The 18,053-nt window shown below is 65.3% G+C and carries 17 protein-coding genes; 10 read left to right on the top strand and 7 right to left on the bottom strand.

Annotated elements, in window-relative coordinates:
• Positions 1 to 251: 251 nt before the first annotated feature.
• The 4 genes from AC5IJH_RS13975 (at position 252) to AC5IJH_RS13960 (ending at position 6,997) form a co-directional block, all read left to right on the top strand.
• Complete coding sequence (locus tag AC5IJH_RS13975) at positions 252 to 2,111, top strand: DUF3857 domain-containing protein (protein ID WP_491903438.1); 1,860 nt, start codon at positions 252 to 254, stop codon at positions 2,109 to 2,111.
• A 154-nt stretch (positions 2,112 to 2,265) separates the two neighbouring features.
• The gene (locus tag AC5IJH_RS13970) at positions 2,266 to 4,236 is read left to right on the top strand and encodes a DUF3858 domain-containing protein (protein ID WP_491903437.1); all 1,971 of its coding nucleotides are present in this window, start codon (positions 2,266 to 2,268) and stop codon (positions 4,234 to 4,236) included.
• Complete coding sequence (locus AC5IJH_RS13965; protein WP_491903436.1) at positions 4,233 to 6,194, top strand: DUF3857 domain-containing transglutaminase family protein; 1,962 nt, start codon at positions 4,233 to 4,235, stop codon at positions 6,192 to 6,194. The genes AC5IJH_RS13970 and AC5IJH_RS13965 overlap by 4 nt, the downstream gene beginning before the upstream one ends.
• A gap of 95 nt (positions 6,195 to 6,289) precedes the next feature.
• Positions 6,290 to 6,997: a DsbA family protein gene (locus tag AC5IJH_RS13960; protein ID WP_491903435.1), complete on the top strand. Its 708-nt coding sequence runs from the start codon at positions 6,290 to 6,292 to the stop codon at positions 6,995 to 6,997.
• Positions 6,998 to 7,087: 90 nt separating this feature from the next.
• On the opposite strand, the gene AC5IJH_RS13955 is transcribed toward AC5IJH_RS13960, so the two are convergent.
• On the bottom strand, positions 7,088 to 7,630 hold the full coding sequence (locus AC5IJH_RS13955) for a hypothetical protein (RefSeq protein WP_491903434.1): 543 nt from the start codon (positions 7,628 to 7,630) through the stop codon (positions 7,088 to 7,090).
• Between the two features lie 266 nt (positions 7,631 to 7,896).
• Here AC5IJH_RS13955 and AC5IJH_RS13950 point away from each other — a divergent pair, with 266 nt between their 5' ends.
• The 5 genes from AC5IJH_RS13950 (at position 7,897) to AC5IJH_RS13930 (ending at position 10,582) form a co-directional block, all read left to right on the top strand.
• Positions 7,897 to 8,058, top strand: a complete 162-nt coding sequence (locus tag AC5IJH_RS13950) for a hypothetical protein (protein ID WP_491903433.1) — start codon at positions 7,897 to 7,899, stop codon at positions 8,056 to 8,058.
• A 113-nt stretch (positions 8,059 to 8,171) separates the two neighbouring features.
• Positions 8,172 to 8,906, top strand: a complete 735-nt coding sequence (locus AC5IJH_RS13945) for a hypothetical protein (RefSeq protein ID WP_491903432.1) — start codon at positions 8,172 to 8,174, stop codon at positions 8,904 to 8,906.
• Positions 8,907 to 8,928: 22 nt separating this feature from the next.
• Positions 8,929 to 9,315 (top strand): hypothetical protein, encoded by a 387-nt coding sequence (locus tag AC5IJH_RS13940; RefSeq protein WP_491903431.1) that lies wholly within the window; start codon positions 8,929 to 8,931, stop codon positions 9,313 to 9,315.
• Positions 9,316 to 9,357: 42 nt separating this feature from the next.
• Positions 9,358 to 9,948, top strand: a complete 591-nt coding sequence (locus AC5IJH_RS13935; RefSeq protein WP_491903430.1) for an FmdE family protein — start codon at positions 9,358 to 9,360, stop codon at positions 9,946 to 9,948.
• A 94-nt stretch (positions 9,949 to 10,042) separates the two neighbouring features.
• Positions 10,043 to 10,582, top strand: a complete 540-nt coding sequence (locus tag AC5IJH_RS13930; protein ID WP_491903429.1) for a DinB family protein — start codon at positions 10,043 to 10,045, stop codon at positions 10,580 to 10,582.
• 7 nt (positions 10,583 to 10,589) lie between these two features.
• Here AC5IJH_RS13930 and gatA read toward each other — a convergent pair whose 3' ends face one another.
• The 4 genes from gatA to AC5IJH_RS13910 form a co-directional block, all read right to left on the bottom strand.
• Positions 10,590 to 12,062: an Asp-tRNA(Asn)/Glu-tRNA(Gln) amidotransferase subunit GatA gene (gene gatA / locus AC5IJH_RS13925; protein WP_491903428.1), complete on the bottom strand. Its 1,473-nt coding sequence runs from the start codon at positions 12,060 to 12,062 to the stop codon at positions 10,590 to 10,592.
• The gene (gene gatC, locus AC5IJH_RS13920; protein ID WP_491903427.1) at positions 12,059 to 12,484 is read right to left on the bottom strand and encodes an Asp-tRNA(Asn)/Glu-tRNA(Gln) amidotransferase subunit GatC; all 426 of its coding nucleotides are present in this window, start codon (positions 12,482 to 12,484) and stop codon (positions 12,059 to 12,061) included. Before gatC ends, gatA begins: the two co-directional genes overlap by 4 nt.
• Before the next feature lie 144 nt (positions 12,485 to 12,628).
• Entirely contained in the window at positions 12,629 to 13,435 is an 807-nt protein-coding gene (locus tag AC5IJH_RS13915; RefSeq protein ID WP_491903426.1) for a sugar transferase, read from the bottom strand.
• Between the two features lie 564 nt (positions 13,436 to 13,999).
• The gene (locus tag AC5IJH_RS13910) at positions 14,000 to 14,884 is read right to left on the bottom strand and encodes a glycosyltransferase family 2 protein (protein ID WP_491903425.1); all 885 of its coding nucleotides are present in this window, start codon (positions 14,882 to 14,884) and stop codon (positions 14,000 to 14,002) included.
• Between the two features lie 111 nt (positions 14,885 to 14,995).
• On the opposite strand from AC5IJH_RS13910, the gene AC5IJH_RS13905 reads away from it, so the two are divergent.
• Positions 14,996 to 16,159: a glycosyltransferase family 4 protein gene (locus tag AC5IJH_RS13905; protein ID WP_491903424.1), complete on the top strand. Its 1,164-nt coding sequence runs from the start codon at positions 14,996 to 14,998 to the stop codon at positions 16,157 to 16,159.
• A 26-nt stretch (positions 16,160 to 16,185) separates the two neighbouring features.
• On the opposite strand, the gene AC5IJH_RS13900 is transcribed toward AC5IJH_RS13905, so the two are convergent.
• Together AC5IJH_RS13900 and AC5IJH_RS13895 are read right to left on the bottom strand one after the other, a co-directional pair.
• Complete coding sequence (locus AC5IJH_RS13900) at positions 16,186 to 17,142, bottom strand: glycosyltransferase (protein WP_491903423.1); 957 nt, start codon at positions 17,140 to 17,142, stop codon at positions 16,186 to 16,188.
• Positions 17,097 to 18,029 carry a glycosyltransferase gene (locus AC5IJH_RS13895; RefSeq protein ID WP_491903422.1) on the bottom strand — a complete coding sequence of 311 codons (933 nt, stop codon included), beginning with the start codon at positions 18,027 to 18,029 and terminating at the stop codon, positions 17,097 to 17,099. Before AC5IJH_RS13895 ends, AC5IJH_RS13900 begins: the two co-directional genes overlap by 46 nt.
• Positions 18,030 to 18,053: the final 24 nt, after the last annotated feature.

Raw genomic sequence — 18,053 nt, 5'->3', positions numbered from 1 at the left:
AACACTCTAGTCGCCCGGCGACCCCTTTCGCCACCCGGCCCAATCTGACCCAAACGATCACCGCAGCGGTCCATCCAGTCTTTGGCCGGCAGACGGATCCGCGGTATAACGAGGGAATTCTTTCCCGCCGCAGCCCCCGCCGGCCAATTGCTGCACGCCGCTCCACAGCGAGGTCCCCGTTGCGCGTCCGTCGTCTGGGTCTGCTTCTTCTGCTGCCTTTTTTTGTCGCTGCATGCTCCTCCGCTCACGGGGTGACCTGGCAGCAGCCCACCGCGGAAGAGTTGACGATGACCGCTGACTCCTTTGCGCCCAACGCGGATGCGATCTACCTCTACGTCGAGGAGAAGACAGACGCCTCCATGAAGACGCGCTCCGTCTATGTGCGGCTCAAAGTCCTGCGCGAGGCGGGCAAGCGTTACGGCGATGTCGAGCTCGGCACCTTCGGCGAGGACTTCCAGTTCAAGGACGTGCACGGACGCACCATCCATCCGGACGGCACGGTCATCGACTTCAAAGGCAAGCCGTACAAAAAGACGATCATCAAAGCCGGCCGGCTGAAGTATCGGACCATGGTCTTCTCGCTGCCCGATGTCGAGGTCGGCAGCATCCTCGAGTACAGCTACAAGATCTACTCCGAGTTCGATCTCGAGCTTGTGCCGAAGTGGACAGCGCAGGGCCGCGAGTTCATCCGGAGAGAACACTTCGGCTTCCACCCAAGCGACGATCACGACGCCAAATCCCTCGCCTCAACGCAGCGCCTTCCGCCCGGCGCGAAGGTCGAACTGCGGCACGGCTGGTACGAGCTCGACCTGGCGAATGTGCCGGCCATCCCCCGCGAAGATTTCGAACCGCCCCTGGAGTCCCTCGCCTACCTGGTGCGCTTCTACTACAGCTTCAACGCCAACCCGCAGGTCTACTGGGAGGCCTACGGCAAGAGCTGGTCAACGGCGGTCGATGGCTATGTCGCGTCGACGCCTTCGATCGTTGCCACGACCAGTGAATGGACCGGCAGCGCGAAAACCGACCGGCAGAAAGCTGAAGCGCTCTACGCGGCCGTCATGAAGCTGGACAACACCAGCCTTAGCCGGGAGCACTCGGAGAAAGAGAATAAGGCGGAGGGCGTCAAGGAGGTCAGGAACGCGAACGATGTGCTGGCGCTCAGGCGCGGCACTCCGGGGCAGCTCGCCCTGCTCTATCTGGCCCTGCTGCGTGCCGCCGGACTGAAGGCATACGCGATGAGAGTCGTCAGTCGCGACCGGGCCATGTTTCAGCCTGCCTACCCCAGCGCCAGTCAGCTCGACGACACGATTGTCATCCTCTCGCTCGATGGTAAAGACATCTTCAGCGACCCGGGGGAGCGCTACGCCACCTTCGGCCACCTGCACTGGAAGCACGCCGATGTCGGGGGCATCCGTCAGCAGGACGGCGGCACGGCGATCGCGCACACCCCCGCCCAGAACTACCCGGAAAATCTGGCGCAGCGTGCGGCCAGCCTGACCCTGGCGGCAGATGGCTCCGTGACCGGCAGCGTCACCGTTGCGCTGACCGGGACAGAGGCGATGGAGATGCGGCAGAGGGCCATCGAGACCGATGAGCAGGCTCTCAAGAGGGAATGGGATGAGGAGATCAAGCCGGCCCTGCCGTCCGGTCTGATGATGCACACCGACCACTTCGTCGGGCTGGCCGATCCGGGGAGCACGCTGGTGGTCCAGATGGTGGTCGGCGGCTCGCTCGGCACGGCGACCGGCAAGCGCCTGCTGGTGCCGCTCTCCGTGTTCTCCGCCGGCGTTCACAACCCATTCACAAGCTCGCACCGCGAGAGCATCGTCGATCTGCGCTATCCGTACTACGAGAAGGACGAGGTCGAACTGCACCTGCCGGCCGGCATGTCCGTCGAGACATTGCCCGGCCCGGTCGACCTCAAGTTGACCGGGATGGCCGCTTACGTCACGAAGACCACGCAGGAGACCGGGACGATCACCTACCGGCGCGATCTCGCGATGTCCAAGGTGATCTACCGCGCGGCGGAGTACCCGCAGCTGAAGGGCTTCTTCGACGACCTGAGCAACCGGGACCGGGCGGAAGCGGTGCTGCGCACGACGGCAAAGTGACGGCGGCTCTCCCGATCTGACCTAAACGTCACCGCAGCGGTCCAACAAACCGATTGTTCGGGCTCGCAAATAGCGGTATAACGACCAAACTCCCCTTTCAGCCGCGGCCCCGGCCCGGCGAAATGCTGCACGCTGCTCCACAGCGAGGTCCCCGTTGCGCGCCCGTCTCTCTGCTCTGCTCCTGCTGGTCCCTGCCCTGGTCCCGTTCTCCAGCCCGCTCCGGGCTGCCACCTGGCAGCAGCCGACGCCCGACGAGCTGAAGATGACGGCAGACCCGGCCTCGCCCAATGCTCCGGCCATCTACCTGGACCGCGAAGAGAGCACGGACAATCACCTGCACATGCAGTACACGTACGTCCGGGTCAAGATCCTGCGTGACGAAGCCAAGAACATGGGCGACGTCGAGATCCGCGGGTTGACCGGCGACTACCAGATCACCGACGTGCAGGGCCGCACCATCCATGCCGACGGCAAGGTCATTCCTTTTACTGGCAAGCCCTACCAGAAGATGCTGGTCAAAGCGGGCAACGAGCAGTACCGGGCCGTCGTCTTCTCCCTGCCGGATGTGCAGACCGGCAGCATCCTCGAGTACAGCTATAAACTGCGCTACCCCGACAATCGCGTGCTGACCCCGACCTGGGATGTGCAGGACCGGCTCTACACCCGCAAGGCGCACTTCCACTTCCTGCCGACCGACGAGCTGGTCATCTCGGACACGGACAAGGGCGGTGCTACCTCTTCGCTCGCTTACAGCAACTACCTGCCGCCGGGCGCAAAGATCGCCTTCGAGCACGCGGCCTATGACCTGGGCGTGACCAATGTTCCCGGGATTCCGCACGAAGAGTTCGAGCCCCCGATGGACTCACTCGCCTACCGGGTCCGCTTCTACTACACCACCAAGACCAGCGCGGCGCAGTACTGGAACCAGTACGGCAAGGGCTGGTCCAAGCAGGTGGATCGCTTTGCCGCGGGCTCGCCCGAGGTAACGAAGACGGCGGCCGAATGGTCCGCAGGCGCGGCGAGCGAGCCCGAGAAGCTCGAAAAGATCTACGACGCCCTGACGAAGCTCGAGAACACGCGCTACACGCGGGAGCGCTCGAGCGACGAAAACAGGGCCGAGGGCGTCAAGCGGGTGAAGACCGCGGACGATGTGCTCGCGCTGAAGCGTGGCGATCCGGAGCAGATCGCCCTGCTGTTCCTCGCCCTGGCCCGGGCTGCCGGGTTCAAGGCGTACGCCATGCAGGTGGTGAACCGGAACAGTGCCTTCTTCCAGGAGGCCTACCTCAGCCCGAGCCAGTTCGACGACACGGTCATCATCGTGAGCGTGCACGGCAAGGAGATGTATTTCGATCCGGGCGAGCGCTACGCCACCTTCGGCAAGCTGCACTGGAGGCATTCGGATGTCACCGGACTCCGCCAGAATGAGGGCGGCGGCACCGGGATTGCCTCGACGCCCCCGCAGAGCTACCGCGACAACCTGGTGCAGCGCATGGCTGACCTCAAGCTCCAACCCGATGGCTCGGTCGAGGGCTCGGTCACCCTGATTTGTATCGGCACCCGTGCACTTGAGCTGCGGCACCGCGCACTCTCCGGCGACGAGGCACAGCTGAAGCAGGAGCTCGACCACGAAATGGCGAGCGATCTGCCCTCCGGTCTCCTGCTGCACACCGATCACTTCCTCGCGCTCGATACGCAGGGCAGCAACCTGATCGTGCGTATGACCGTCAGCGGCTCGCTCGGCACCGGCACCGGCAAGCGCCTGTTCGTGCCGCTCTCGGTCTTCTCTGCCGGCGGCCACAACCCCTTCACCAGCTCGCACCGCGAGACGGTGATCGACATGCACTACCCGTCCTACGAAAAAGATGAGGTTGTGCTGCACGTGCCGGCCGGGATGACGATCGAGACAGTGCCGGACAAGACGAAGGTCGAGCTCCCCGGCATGGCCGTGTACCTCAGCACCGTGACTCGCGACGGACAGACCATCACCTACAAGCGCGACTTCGCGATGGCGAACGCCATCTACAAGCCCACCGAGTACGACAAGCTGAAAGACTTCCTGAACGAGGTCAGCAACAAGGATCGCGAGCAGGCCGTGCTGCAGGCCGGCGCTCCGGCTGGCCAGTGAACCGGCACCGGAACCTGTTCTCCATAGGGGCCGCGCTGCTGCTCGGCTCCGCTGCCTATGCCGGCACACCCGCGCCGCCGGACTGGGTGCTGACCGCGGCCCATGCCCCTGCCGGCGACTACCCGAAGAACGCGAAGGCGGTGGTGCTGGACAGCGAGGAGACCCTCACCGTCGCCCCGGATGGCAACGCCGTCGAGCGCGTCCGCAAGGTCATCCGCATCCTGCGTCCGCAGGGCCGCGAATACGCCACTGTCGTCGTTCCGATCGATCGCGAGCGCAAGGTTCACTTCCTCCACGTCTGGGGCATCTCCGCGGACGGACGGCCCTACACGCTCTCCGACAAAGAGGTGCTCGAGATCGGCGACGACGAGTACGGCATGCTCTACGTCGACCTGCGGGCGAAGGTAGCCCGTGCCCCGGGAGCCGATCCGGGCGCGGTGGTCGCCTACGAGTACGAGCGCACCACGCGGCCCTACGTGCAGGAGCACTCCTGGGAGTTCCAGGAGGACATCCCCGTCCAGCGCGCCGCCTTTGAGCTGGACCTGCCATCGGACTGGCACGAATCGGTCGCGGCCCGGCGCGACACCGGGATGGTCGCCACGCAGCCCGCCCCCGGCCACTATCGCTGGCAGATCGAGCACGTCCCCGGGATCGATCTCGAAAATGTACCGATGCGGCCAAGCTTTTCCGCGGTCTGCGGACGGCTGGTCGTGCGCTACGGACACGAGGCATTGTCCGCGGGTGACGGCAGCTGGTCCGCCATTGGCGGCTGGTACACCACCCTGGCCAGCCCTCGGGCCGGCGTGACGCCCGGCATCACTGCCAAAGCGCAGGAGTTGGTCGCGGGCAAGACCGACTTCACTGCGAAGCTCGAGGCCATCACCGACTACATGCAGCGCCACATCCGCTATGTCGGCATCGAGATCGGCATCGGCGGACTGCAGCCGCACACGGCCGACGAGATCTTCCGCAACCAGTACGGCGACTGCAAGGACAAGGCCACCCTGCTGCGGGCCATGCTTGAGAGCGTCGGGATCCACTCCGCCTGGGTGCTGGTCGATACGAACCGCGGGTTCGTCGATCCCAAGGTTCCCTCGTCATCCGGCAACCACGCGGTCGCCGCGATCGAGCTGCCGGCGGGCTACAGCAGCCCGCTGTTGCAGTCCATCGTGCAGACGCGGCGGGGCAAGCGCTACCTGATCTTCGACCCCACCAACGAGTGGGTGCCGCTCGGCCAGATCCCGCCCTATGAGCAGGGCGGCTACGGCATCCTGAGCGACGGCGAGGACAGCCAGCTGATCGAGCTGCCGCCCATGAAGCCCGAGGCGGACCGCATCGAGCACATCGTCACGGCAAAGCTGCTTGCGGATGGTTCGCTCGACGCCTCCGTGGTCGAAACGCGCTTCGGCTTCGCCGCCGAACGCTCACGGGTGATGTTCTCCGGCGGCAGCGAGCAGCAGAAGCGCGACTTCATCGAGACGCGCCTGCACAGCGACCTGAACGGCATCGCCATCCACAGCGTCAGTGCCTCGCACACGACGGATCTCGAGACACCGCTCGAACTCGACTACAGCTTTGCCGTGCCCGGCTACGCCCGCACCGCCGGCGACCTGCTGCTGGTGCGTCCCCGCATCTTCGGCAGTGATACCTGGCCGCTGCCGCGCGAGCCGCGCACGTGGCCCATCGACCTCGGCGCAATCCAGAGCCGCAAGGATCGCATCGACATCACACTCCCGCCCGGCTACATGGCCGACGAGCTGCCCGACCCGGTCTCGCTCGACACCGACTTCGCGTCGTACAAGAGCGCGGTCACCGCCGACACCACCGCCCTGCACTACACGCGCGAGTACACCGTGAAGCAGCTCGAGCTGGACCCCTCGCGCTATGACGACGCCCGCAAGTTCTCTGAGCGCATCGCCTACGACGAGGCCCGGAGCGCCGTGCTCAAGAAGAAGTAACCTGCCTCGGCCGCCCGGACGCTGTCCAATTGGCTGCCAGCCGGCGTTCCGGCTGGCTACAATAGCAGAGGGGATCACGTCTAACCGTCATGCTGATGCGCACCCGCTTTGCCCTCGCCTCTCTCGCCCTGGTCGGCCTGCTCGGCGCTTCCGCGCCGCTCGCCCACGCGCAGGAGCAGCAGACCCAGGTCCACAACACGGCCCCGCTGCACCCGCCGGCCGGCGCCCGTGTGGCTATCGTCGAGTTCGGCGACCTGGAGTGCCCGGACTGCGCCCGCGCCAATCCGCTGCTCAAACAGGCGGCCGAGCAGTACAAGATTCCCTGGCTGCGCCACGACTTCCCGCTGCCCCAGCATGACTGGAGCTTCCAGGCGGCTGTGAACGCGCGCTGGTTCGACACGAAAAGCAAGAAGCTGGGTGACGAGTACCGCGACGCCGTGTTCGCGCACCAGAACGACATCACGGTCATCGATAACGGTCAGTACGACGGCAGCAAGGGGCTGCCCAACCTGCACGCCTTTACGGAGAAGTTCGCGGCCGATCACCACCTGGCGCTGCCCTTCGTGATCGACCCGCAGGGCAAGCTCGCCGCGCAGGTCAAGGCAGACTACGCGCTGGGCCAGAGCGTCGGCATCCAGCACACACCGACCATCTGGGTGGTCACGAACCAGACCAAGGGCGCACCATTTGTCGAGGTCCTCGACCGCACCAAGCTCTACTCGATGATCGACGACGCGTTGGCCGAGACCAAGGGCAGCGCCTCGCCCGTCCGCACCGCCTCGGCGAAGCACGGCGGCCGCTAGACGTCCGCAGCTCTCAATGAGAGCTGCTCTCAAGACAAGAGGCGCCCGCTGGGGCGCCTCTTGTTATTTCCGGAACGAAAACTGCCCCGGCTAGCGGACCAGGCCGCGCTCAGGGGTGCGTTCAACCCGCACGGTCAACTCACCGGCATCCGCCGATTCGTTCGTGTAGAGCAGGTCGAAGATGTTGGCAGCCGTCTGTAACCACTTCTGGCGCGCGGCCAGCCCCCACTCGGATTCGGGCGTGGGCAGCTTGCTGAACAGGCCCTCAACCAGCGGGTGAACGGGGACGGGATGAACCGGGCCGGCACTCACCGGCTGCGCGGCAACAGGGGCGCGCTCGGTTTCGTTCCGAAGCTCGACGCGGGCCGCCGCTCGCTCGATGACATCGCGATCGTCGCGGTCGTCGCGCTCCGGCTCCCGGTTGTCACGGCGGTCATCGCGCTCCGGCCGGGCGATGGCCCGGTCGAGATTGCGCTCCAGATTTCGGTCATGATTGCGCGGCGCATTGCGATCGGAGTTCCGGTCGCTATTTCGGTCCGAGTTTCTGTCTGAACTTCTGTCGAGGCGATTCAAATCGTCGTAAGGACTCGGAGCAGAACTATCCAGCTCCGGCGGGGTCCTGAAGGACGGCATCACTGAACGGTCGTTTCCGAAGAGAGCCATAGTCCTGCGATCATGCGCGGATACAACTTCCGGCTCAATGGCACTCTCTGGTGATGGTCGGAACTCCAAAATGGGATGTGCCGCCAACCCTGTGTCGTTTCAGCACTTCTGCTACGCCCCTTTTCACCGGCATGCAGAGAACGTATCTCGTTCATGCACCCATACACTTCCGGGTTGACGGCGGTCGCTCGCGGAGCCTAGATTCGCAAGACTCGGGCCGCATCTCAATAGGAGGGATGACTGCTATGACCAATGTCTTCCTCGTGATCTTCTTCGGAACGGCCCTGGCGATCGGAATTTATTGGACGTGGGTGCTGCTGCGCGTCGAGATGGCAGGCCGTGAAAAGGCCGAACCGGATGCCTACGACTTCGGCTTCGGCAAGGGTCCCAAACCGTAGCGCTCCTCCGCGCCAGACCTCCCGCAACGCTCCGCCAGCCCCCTGTCTTCGTCCTCTGCTCCCACCCTCGGGGAGTTGCCGGCCCGGCCGCGGGCCGCTAGCCTCACCCCACCATGCGTTTCTTCGGGTTCCCCCGTCCGGCTGCCGTCTGGGCCCTTTCTGCCTTCGTTCTCTGCAACCCTGCTGCTCTGCTGGCCGGCGGTCGCGCCAAACCACACACCGTGGGCCTCGGCCTCGGCAAGAAGGTCCCCTACGGGATCGCTGCCGACCCGGCAGGCGCCGCCCCTGATGAAAAGACCCTCCATGTGCGGCCGCTGATCGTTGACGACAAGGTCAAGGAGTGGACCACCGGCGAGGCGCATGACATCACCGACCGCAGCTTCGTTGTGCGCCGCGCCCTGCGCCTCAACGATGCGCTGCCCGGCGACAAGGCCGAGCACTGGATCTGGCAACGCGGCCCCTGGATCATGGTCGACCGCACGACCGGCCACGTCACCGCGATGAAGCTGCCGGACTACGATCCCGCCGTGTCGAACGTGATCTGGTTTCGCGACTATGCGGCCTACTGCGGGCTGAACAGCGGTGGCCACCAGCTCTACGCGGTGGTGGCGCAGGTGGCGGCACGGCGACCCATCCTGGCCAAGAAGATCGGCCCCTGGACGCCGACTCCCTCGACCCCGGAAGCGCCGGCAGCCGCAGCCTGCGGCAGGTCCACCTGGCAACGCGATCCGCTGCGCGTCAGCTTCGCCCCTGCAGGGGTGACGGAGCCGATGAGCTTCAACCTGGTCGGCCTCTCTGCCGTGCTGGTCGAAGACGGCGATACTGACGATTCCGCTACAAGCAACTGACGACCTGAACGGAGACGCAAGAATGACCGACCGAATCGTTCTGCCGCCTAACTGGTACACGTACGTCCGCCACACTGGGGTCGATGAATCGAAGCCCGGCATTTACGAGTGGAAGATCGAAGGCGTCGGCTCTTACATCGGTAAGTACAAGCGGATTTCGCGACCGACAAAGCATTACACCCGAAATGTCGAGAGGAAGCTCAACGGGGAGTACTATCGCCGCGGCAACCCCGACGGCTTTCGATTCATTCACGAGGAACTCGAAAAAGCTCACCTGAATGACCGTCCAATTGAGCTCCACATTCTCGAAAATGTGGAGCTACGAAGCATCAACGCCCGCGAAGCTGAACTGATCAACGAGCGCGGCCTCCTAAACCGCACCGGCCAGTACGTTCCGAAGCCAGCCTAGAAGCGCCGTGCCGCAGTAGCATCGAGGCAGGAGCTCACTGCCTTGGAATCGATCGACACCCTTCTCCAGATGGCCGAGGTGGCGCATGGCCACCTCTGCGCCGGCCAGATCCTTGGCGTTCGCATGGCTCTACTCGGCTGCGAGCGGCTCGGCATCGAGGAGCCGCGCGGCAAGGATCGCAAGCGGCTGGTCACCTACATCGAGATCGATCGCTGCGCCACGGACGCCATCAACGTCGTGACCGGCTGCCGCTTGGGCAAGCGAGCGCTCAAGTTCCGCGACTGGGGCAAGATGGCCGCCACCTTCGTCGACCTCGCGAACGATCGCGCGATCCGCATTGCCGCGCGCGAGTCCTCGAAGGAGCTGGCCCGCACCCTGCACCCCGAGATCGACAACAAAAACCAGCAGCAGATGCTCGCCTATCGCGAGATGGCGGACACCGACCTGTTCACCGAGGAGTGGGTGAGGGTGTCCGTCACACCGGGCGAGATGCCGGGGTACAAGGGCGCGCGCGTCGCCTGCGCTGTGTGCGGCGAGGGCATCAACTACGACCGGTTTGTCGAGCGCGCGGGCCAGCGGCTCTGCCTCGGCTGCGCCGACCCGGAAGAGCGCTACTACCAGCCGCTCGCGTGATTTATCGCTGATTCGGCGGGCGCAGGACTAAACTCGGGCAGTCGATCTGGAGGCTGGCCCGATCCGCGCCTCTGGAGGAACTGGAGACCTGCCCATGCGATCGTTGCGCGCCTTCGCCCTTCTGCTGCTGTTCGCCACACCAGTGTTCGCCGCTGCACCAGCCGCGCCGCCGGCGACGCTGCGTTCCGTCCTGCTCGCACAGCTCCGCAGCACGCATAGCCAGAGCGAATGGTTCGTCTGCGCGAACGTGGCGGTCGCGAACCTGACGCCGCAACAGGCGTCGTGGACCGACGGCAAAGGCAACCACTCGGTGGGCCAGCTCGCGAATCACCTTGTGTTCTGGAACAGCCGTACGTTGGCGAAGCTGCGCGGGGAACCGGAGCCGAAGTGGAGTGGCAACAACGATGAGACCTTCAACGAGTTCGACGCCGCACGTTGGGCGGAGACGACGGGCCGCCTGGACAAGGTGATGACCGAGTACGAGACGCTGGTCGCGCAGGCACCGGACGCGAAGCTGGCCGAGTGGGCACCCACGCTCGCAAATGTCGCCGCGCACAACGCGTATCACATTGGCCAGATCGTCTTCGTGCGCAAGGAGCAGGGCGCCTGGGACGCCGCCAAGGGCGTGAAGTAAGCAGCGCCTACTTCGGCTGGGCGCGTTCGATGGCGCGCGCCACGCGCAGGGCCATCGCCTCGCCGAAGTGCGGGCCAAGCACCTGGGCCCCGATGGGCAGGCCTTCGCTCGAACTGCCGCACGGGACAGACACACCGCAGATGCCCGCCAGGCTGGCGGTGACGGTGTAGATGTCTGCGAGATACATCGAGAGCGGGTCGTCTGCCTTTTCACCCAGCCGGAAGGCCGGGGTGGGGGCGGTGGGCGTGACCAGCACGTCCACGTCCGCAAACGCCTTCAGGAAGTCGTCTGTCAGCACGCGGCGGACCTGCTGCGCCTTCCGGTAGTAGGCGTCGTAATAGCCCGCGCTGAGGACGTAGGTGCCGAGCAGGATGCGGCGCTTCACCTCGCGGCCAAAGCCCTGGTCGCGCGACTGCCGGTACATCGAGGACAGCGTCTGCGCCTCCGCGGCGCGGTAGCCATAGCGCACGCCGTCGAAGCGCTCGAGGTTGGCGCTCGCCTCGGCCGTGGCGAGCACGTAGTAGGTCGGGACCGCGTAGCGGGTGTGCGGGAGCGAGATGCGCTGGATCACCGCGCCCTCGGCCCGGAGTGCGTCGATGGCGCGCTCGACGGCTGCCCGCACCTCGGGGTCCAGGCCTTCGCCGAAGTACTCCTCGGGAATCCCGACCTTCAGGCCAGCGACCGGCTGATCGAGACCGGCAGCATAGTCCGGGACCTGCAACTCGGAGGAGGTGGCGTCGAGCGGGTCGCGGCCGGCGATCACCGACATCACGGTGGCGGCGTCTTGCACGTTCCGCGTCACTGGCCCCACACGATCGAGCGACGAGGCAAAGGCGATCAGGCCATAGCGGGAGACGCGGCCGTAGGTGGGCAGCACGCCGACCACGCCACAGAACGACGCCGGCTGACGCACGGAGCCGCCCGTGTCTGTGCCAAGCGTGGCAGCAGCCATGCCCGCAGCCACGGCGGCAGCAGAGCCGCCGCTCGATCCGCCAGGCACGCGGTCGAGCGCCACGGGGTTGCGCACCGGCCCGTAGGCAGAGTTTTCGTTCGAGGAGCCCATCGCGAACTCGTCGCAGTTGAGCTTGCCGAGCACGACGGCACCGGCGGCCTTGAGCCGGCGTACCGACGTGGCTGTGTAGGGTGCGGTGTAGCCCTCGAGGATGCGTGAGCCTGCCGTCGCGGGCAGCCCCTCAATAGCGAGTACGTCCTTGATGCCGACCGGCACACCCGCCAGCGGACCCAGCGGGTCGCCGCGCCGTGCGGCTGCATCGATGTCCTCGGCGGTGCGTCGTGCGCCCCCTTCGTCGGTCGAGAGATACGCGTTGATCTCCGGATTGCGCGCCGTGATCGTCTGGAAGCACTGGTCCACCAGGTCGGCGGCGCGTACGCGTCCGGCAATGACCTCGCGGCCGAGGTCGCGCAAGGTGAGTCCCGCGGTGGCCTGGGTAGCGGCTGGATTGTTAATGGCAGAGCTCATCGTTCGATCACCCGGGGCACTTTGAAGAAGGCGCCGTCTGTCTCCGGAGCGGCGGCCATCACTGGCTCCCGCGGCAGGCTCGGTACCGGCACGTCGTCGCGCAGGTTGCTGGCGTATCCGTGAGCAGACGAGGCAGGTTCGCCGAGCACCTTAGCATCCAACACTCCCGAATCCAGCACTTCGGACACCTGCGCCATCGGGGAGACGTCCTTGACGTCGAGTTCGCTCAACTGCGCGATGTAGCCGAGCACGGCGTTCAGGTCGTGGGCCATCGCGGGGAGCTCGTCTTCCGTCAGTTCGAGGTTGGCGAGCGCTGCAACCTGGCGGACCTGCGCGTCGCTCACGCTCTGGTTCGTGGCAGATGCGGAGGGGGTGTGGCTGGGCTCGGCCGATGCAGGCGCGGTCTTGAGAGGCTCGGTCATGGATGGTTGGGGCCGTCGCGAGAGCGGCTTGCCTGTGGCGAGTATATCGTCCACGGCGTGAGCGATCCGCTGTGGCAGAAACAGTTCGGGGCGCGCCCATGGCGCGCCCCGAAGCACATCAGCCCTGACTCGCGGATCGACGACCTAGAGAATCGACGACGGCTGCGGCGGCACAGCCTTGCCGCGCATCAGGCAGACCTGGGCGGTGCGAAGCATGAGCGCAACGTCGCTGCCGAAGGTGGCGCGCTCAGCGTACGCGTAGTCGAGGTTCGTCTTGTACGGCGTGAGCTTGTACTTGCAGAAGGCTTCGAGCTGCTCTTCCGGAACCTGTCGCAGCATCTCTTCTTCGCAACGGAAGACCAGGGTGGCAGCGCCAGTAATGCCGGGCCGAAAAGGCATGTACTGCGCCTGCCGGTGCTGGTGATCGGGCAGCTTGGGACGCGGACCCACCAGGCTCATATCACCCATCAGCACATTGACCAGCTGCGGCAGTTCGTCGAGCTTGTAGCGGCGCAGGAAGCGGCCCAGGCTGGTAATCCGGCGATCGCCATGCCGCGTGACAGAGAGGCCCTTCTGATGCGGTGCTGTTTCCATCGTGCGGAACTTGTAGATGGTGAAGAGCTCGCCCATGCGGCCGACGCGCTGCTGACGGAAGATGATCGGGCCGGGCGAGCTGAAATGCACGGCTACGGCGAGTACTGCAATCAACGGGGCGAAGAACAGCAGAGCCAGAACCGAGATGACCATGTCCATAGCGCGACGAGCGCCGGAGAGCGACCAGTCGCTGCCCTCGACAACTGATTCGTAGCGGTCATATTCGTGAGCGACAGCAGCGTTCAGACCTCCTCTCGGGCGCTCCTCGCGATGGGCAGTATGTGTCGTGCCCTTGCGCGAGTAGTCATTCCAGATTGTCGGAACGGAAACACTCTGCGACGCGTCAAATGAACTCATCTGGGTCCTTGGTGTACTTCTCCACTGGCTTCTGGCACGGGTGACTTTCCTTTCTGTCACTCTGGCGAATTCGGTTCGTGAGCCAGTCCCTGCTCTTGGCAGACATGGCAAGTGCCTTCGGGTGCATTACGTCGGTATCTGCTGATATCAGTCTAACCTTCGCGCTCGTGCGGGGATCATGTCACTAAAGGTACATAGAATCTGACCCGTTTCCGTGCCGCTCGACGTGAACGGGTTATGAAAAGAACAATTTACTGTTGCACTTCCGTACTGAGGAGGCAACCCTTTTTCCTGCGCACGCGTCAGCCGCGACCCGTCGGGCAAAACAAACAAACGTCACCCAGGGTTATCTTCGTGCTGCCGATTTCCGGCGCTCCAGGCCGTCGAAGACACTCGATAGGGTAGACGGCATAGGTGGAGGGCGGGTTGCTGCTGCAGGAAATACACAACTGGGCAACTGCTTACTATACCGTTAAGTGCCATTCTATGTGCTTCTTGCGGGCGAGATCCGTCCACTGCGGGCCGCGCCGCTACCCGCTCTATCGGCAGGGTAGCCTGCGGACTTTACCTAGGTCTCTGCCGCTGTGCATCAATCCGGCGGTTCAGCCGAAGGCGCTCCGAATCGTGCATCCAGCCCCACTTCGAGAAATACCGCACGGCCGAGAGCACGTGATACCGCGCGAGCCGCGCACTGCGATACGAGCCCTTCTGATACTCGTGCACCACCGCGACCTCCGGGTCGTACAGAGCACGGGAGATTGTCCAGATCCGACGCACGAGATCGAAATCCTCCATATAGAGGAAGAAGCGCACATCGAATAAACCGACGCGCTCGATCACCGCATTGCGCAGCAGCAGGCAGCAGCCGGAGAGCGTGGGCGGCTCCATCGGCCGGTCGTAGTCGTGGTCGCGCAATTCGTAGCGTTCCGTGGCACGTTCCAGGAAGCGGCGCGCCCCGGGTGGCGCGAAGCGCCGCATCAGCAGATCCCAGGGCGTGGGCAGGCGCTTGCACAGGTACTGGGTGCTGCCGTCCGCATACAGGATTTTGGGCATAACGACGCCAACGTCGGGCTCGGCCCGCAGTCGCGCCAGCAGTGCAGGCAGCACCTCCGGGCCGAAGTGCACATCGGGGTTCAGCAGGAGGTGGAAGGGCGCGCGTGTGCGGAGGTGCTCGTACGCCAGGTTGTGACCTCGACCGAAGCCCAGGTTCTCTGGCGCCCGCAGGTAGCGGACGCCCAACTCCGCAGCCAGCGCGGCGACGCCCTTATCCCCGGCGTTATCGACCAGCATCAGTTCCACGCGCAGCGGCGACCCGAGCACGCTCTCTACCGCACTGCGAATGGCTGGCAGCGGGTTGCGGTACGTGACGATGCTCGCCGTCAGGTCGAGAACGGAGCTATCGGCAGCGGGGATGTCAGAGCTGGGAACGGGTGTAGGAAGAGGGCTCAACGCGCGGCAAAGGGCAGACGCGAGCGCGCTGCTATCCTTGCCTCAAGATACTGGATTGCCGCCACTTCGGACAAATCGCCGCTACGCCGCAGCATCCGGCTTCCCCTACGCATGGCAGAACGGAACCGCGTGCGCGTCCTGATTGATCTGACCCAGGTGCCGGTCGGACGCATGGGCGTTGGCAGCTACGCAGAAAACCTGGTCCGGCAGTTCGAGACCGTAGCACCCGACCTCTCGATCACGGCGATCCTGCAATCCGATGACCTGGCCCTGCGTGAGGCGCTGCCCCGCCGCGTGGAGCGCATCGTACTTCCGGCCCGGGTCTTCCGCGCCTTACCGCTGCGCCTGCTGCTTGAGCAGATCGGGCTGCCCTGGATCGCCCGACGGCGACGCGTGGACGTGCTGCACTCACTGCACTACTCGCTCCCCCTGCTGCCGATGCGTGCCCGACGTGTGGTGACCATGCACGACATGACCGGCTTCCTGCTGCCCGCCATGCACACACGTGCCAAGGGCGCGTACATGCGCTTCTTCATTCGACAGGCGGTGCGGCGCGCGGATTGGCTGATCTTCGTCTCGGCCTCGGCGCTGGACGACTGCCGCCGCTGGTTCCACCTGCCGCTGGCGAACGCAACAGTGGTGCACCACGGCAAGAGCGAGCAGTTCGCGCCGGCCAGTCGTGAGGTGAATGGCGAGGCGGCAATCGCGACCGTACGCGCGAAGTACAGCCTGCCCAACCAGTACCTCCTCTACCTGGGCACGCTGGAGCCGCGCAAGAATGTGTCTCTGCTGCTGCGTGCGTTCGCGCCTCTGGCAGAGCAGCACCCCGAGGCGCGGCTGGTGATTGCGGGCAAGAAGGGCTGGCACTTCGAGGAGATCTTCGCGACCGCCGCCGAACTCCGGCTGGAGCAGCGTGTCCTCTTCACCGGCTACATCGACGAGGTGGACAAGCCGGCGCTGATCCGCGGCGCGCTGCTGTTCGTCTATCCCTCGGTGCACGAAGGCTTCGGGGTTCCCGTGCTGGAGGCGATGGCCAGCGGCGTTCCGACGATTGCCGGGAACCGGACATCCATCCCCGAGATCGCCGGCGATGGCGCACTGCTGGTCGATCCCACATCGCTGCCCGCGCTGACTGCTGCGCTCGAGCACTTGTATGTCGATGAGGGCGCGCGTGCCACGCTCGCGGCGCGAGGACTGGCGCAGGCAGCCAGGTTTTCCTGGCGCAAGACGGCCGAGGAGACCGCAGCGGTCTACCGCGCGGTCGGCGGCGGCTGACCGCTATCCGCGTTCATGCCAGGTATTTAAGCGCGCTCCGCAAGACGAGCGCCGCGGCGTCGCCGGATGCGCCGCGATAGCTCCTCCCGGCTCATGCGGGAGAAGATCGGGTCCGTCAATCGGCGCTGCCGGCGCACGCGCACCGCGAGCCGCAGCAGATGCAGTGCACGCTCGAGCGGGCCGCGGTAGAGATCGATGAAGTCGCTCTCCGCCGCCAGATACGTGGCGTAGCGACCGGCGGTCATGCGCGTGTTGTAGTCGAGCATCGCAATCTCGTGCTGCAGCTCGAGGTTCGACGCGATGCGCACCGCATATCCGCGCCGGTGCAGACGCGCGAACAGCTCGATATCTGAATAGTCCAGCCAGAAACGAGAACTGTAACCGCCAACGGCACGTAGTGCCGCGACACGCAGCAACGTGCCGCTGTTGGCAGCGAAGATCGCGCGGCGCTCCGTATATGGCGCCGTCGCGCGCGGCAGGGGTACATGCCGCGCGAAGCGCCACAGTTGCGGCGAAAGGACGTCGCTGCCGGCGAGCAGCCATGGCGCGACCGCCGCGATCGCAGCATCGGCCTCGGCTGTGCGTGCATGCTCGCGCATGCCCAGCAGGAACTCCGGCGTGACGGAGGTATCGTCGTCAAGCAGCAGCAGCCATGGGAGGCCTGTGTGCGCCGCGATCTCGGCGGCTGCGTTGTAGGCGCCGGCTACGCCAAGGTTCTGTGGCGCATGCTCATAGCGCATGCGAAACGACACGCGCGGGTTCACCAGGGCCTGCGGACTGTTGTCCCAGAGCAGCAGCTCGTAAGTGTCCGCGAGCTCCGGGTGTCCGGCAAAGGCGCGCTCGAGGCCCGCGATGGTTTGCAACTGATGCAGGTCGGATGCGCTCGACGACGATGCACGATAGAGCACGACGACAACGAGAATGCGCGGGCCGGCGGTCACGGCTGCTCGCGCTGTTCTGTGCAGCCAGCCTGCGTGCGCCACTGCTCCAGACGGGCGGCGCGGCGCGATCGCAGGCGCATGGCGATGGCCTCGCGCGTGAGGCGACGAATCTCCGGCAACTCACGGCGACGATATTGATTCAGCAGCCGTATCGAGAGCTGGGCGGCGTAGGCAGCGCGCGTCCAGGGCGGCGCAGAGAGGTCGTGGAATGCGCCCTCGGCGGAGAGGAAGTTGCCGTAATGCGCGGCCGAGAGCCGCTCGCGATAGTTCAGGATCGAAAGCTGATGCTGGATGTGCAGGTCGCCCGCGACATACATCTGCCAGCCCTGGCGATAGAGTTCGTGGTGCAGCCAGTTGTCGAGGTAGTCGAGCCAGAAGCAGGGGTGGAACCCGCCGATCTGTTCAAGTGCGGCGACGCGCAGCAGTGCCGCTGAGTTGAAGGCACGTGCCTCGCGGGGCGGGATGCCGCTGAAGCCGCGCGGCAACGGACGTGCGCGGCCAATCCCGGCATACGCCGGCGAGAGTGCCCTGTTGCCTTCTTCGAGGTGCGGCACAATGGCCGCGATACGCGGATGCGCCGCCGCGGCAGCGAGGGGACGCTGCAGAGCCTGGAAGAGATGCCGAGGCAGCGCCGTATCCTGATCGAGCGTGAGCAGCCATTCGCAGCGCTCGTCCTGCGCCAGGCGAAGCGCCGCCGCATACCCACCCAGCAGCCCGCGATTCTGCGCAGCGCGCTGATAGCGAAAGCCATCGGGCAGACCTGCAGCGTTGGTATGGATGTCCGTCCCGGGCGCCACGGGCGTGTTGTCATAGACGAGGACACTGCAGTCGACATCCCGGGCTGCCGAGAGCGCCTCGTGCAGCGTCTGCACGGTCGCGGACTGTGCTGCAGTCTGCTGATAGAGAACAACGACAGCGACAATTTTCACCCGGTCCGAACCTCTCTCACCGGT

The sequence above is a fragment of the Candidatus Dedyshia acidiphila genome (assembly GCF_051025295.1).
Classification (GTDB): Bacteria; Acidobacteriota; Terriglobia; order Terriglobales; family Acidobacteriaceae; genus KBS-83.
Note: the sequence above shows the minus strand (reverse complement) of the source record. Positions and strands in the feature narration are given on the sequence as shown.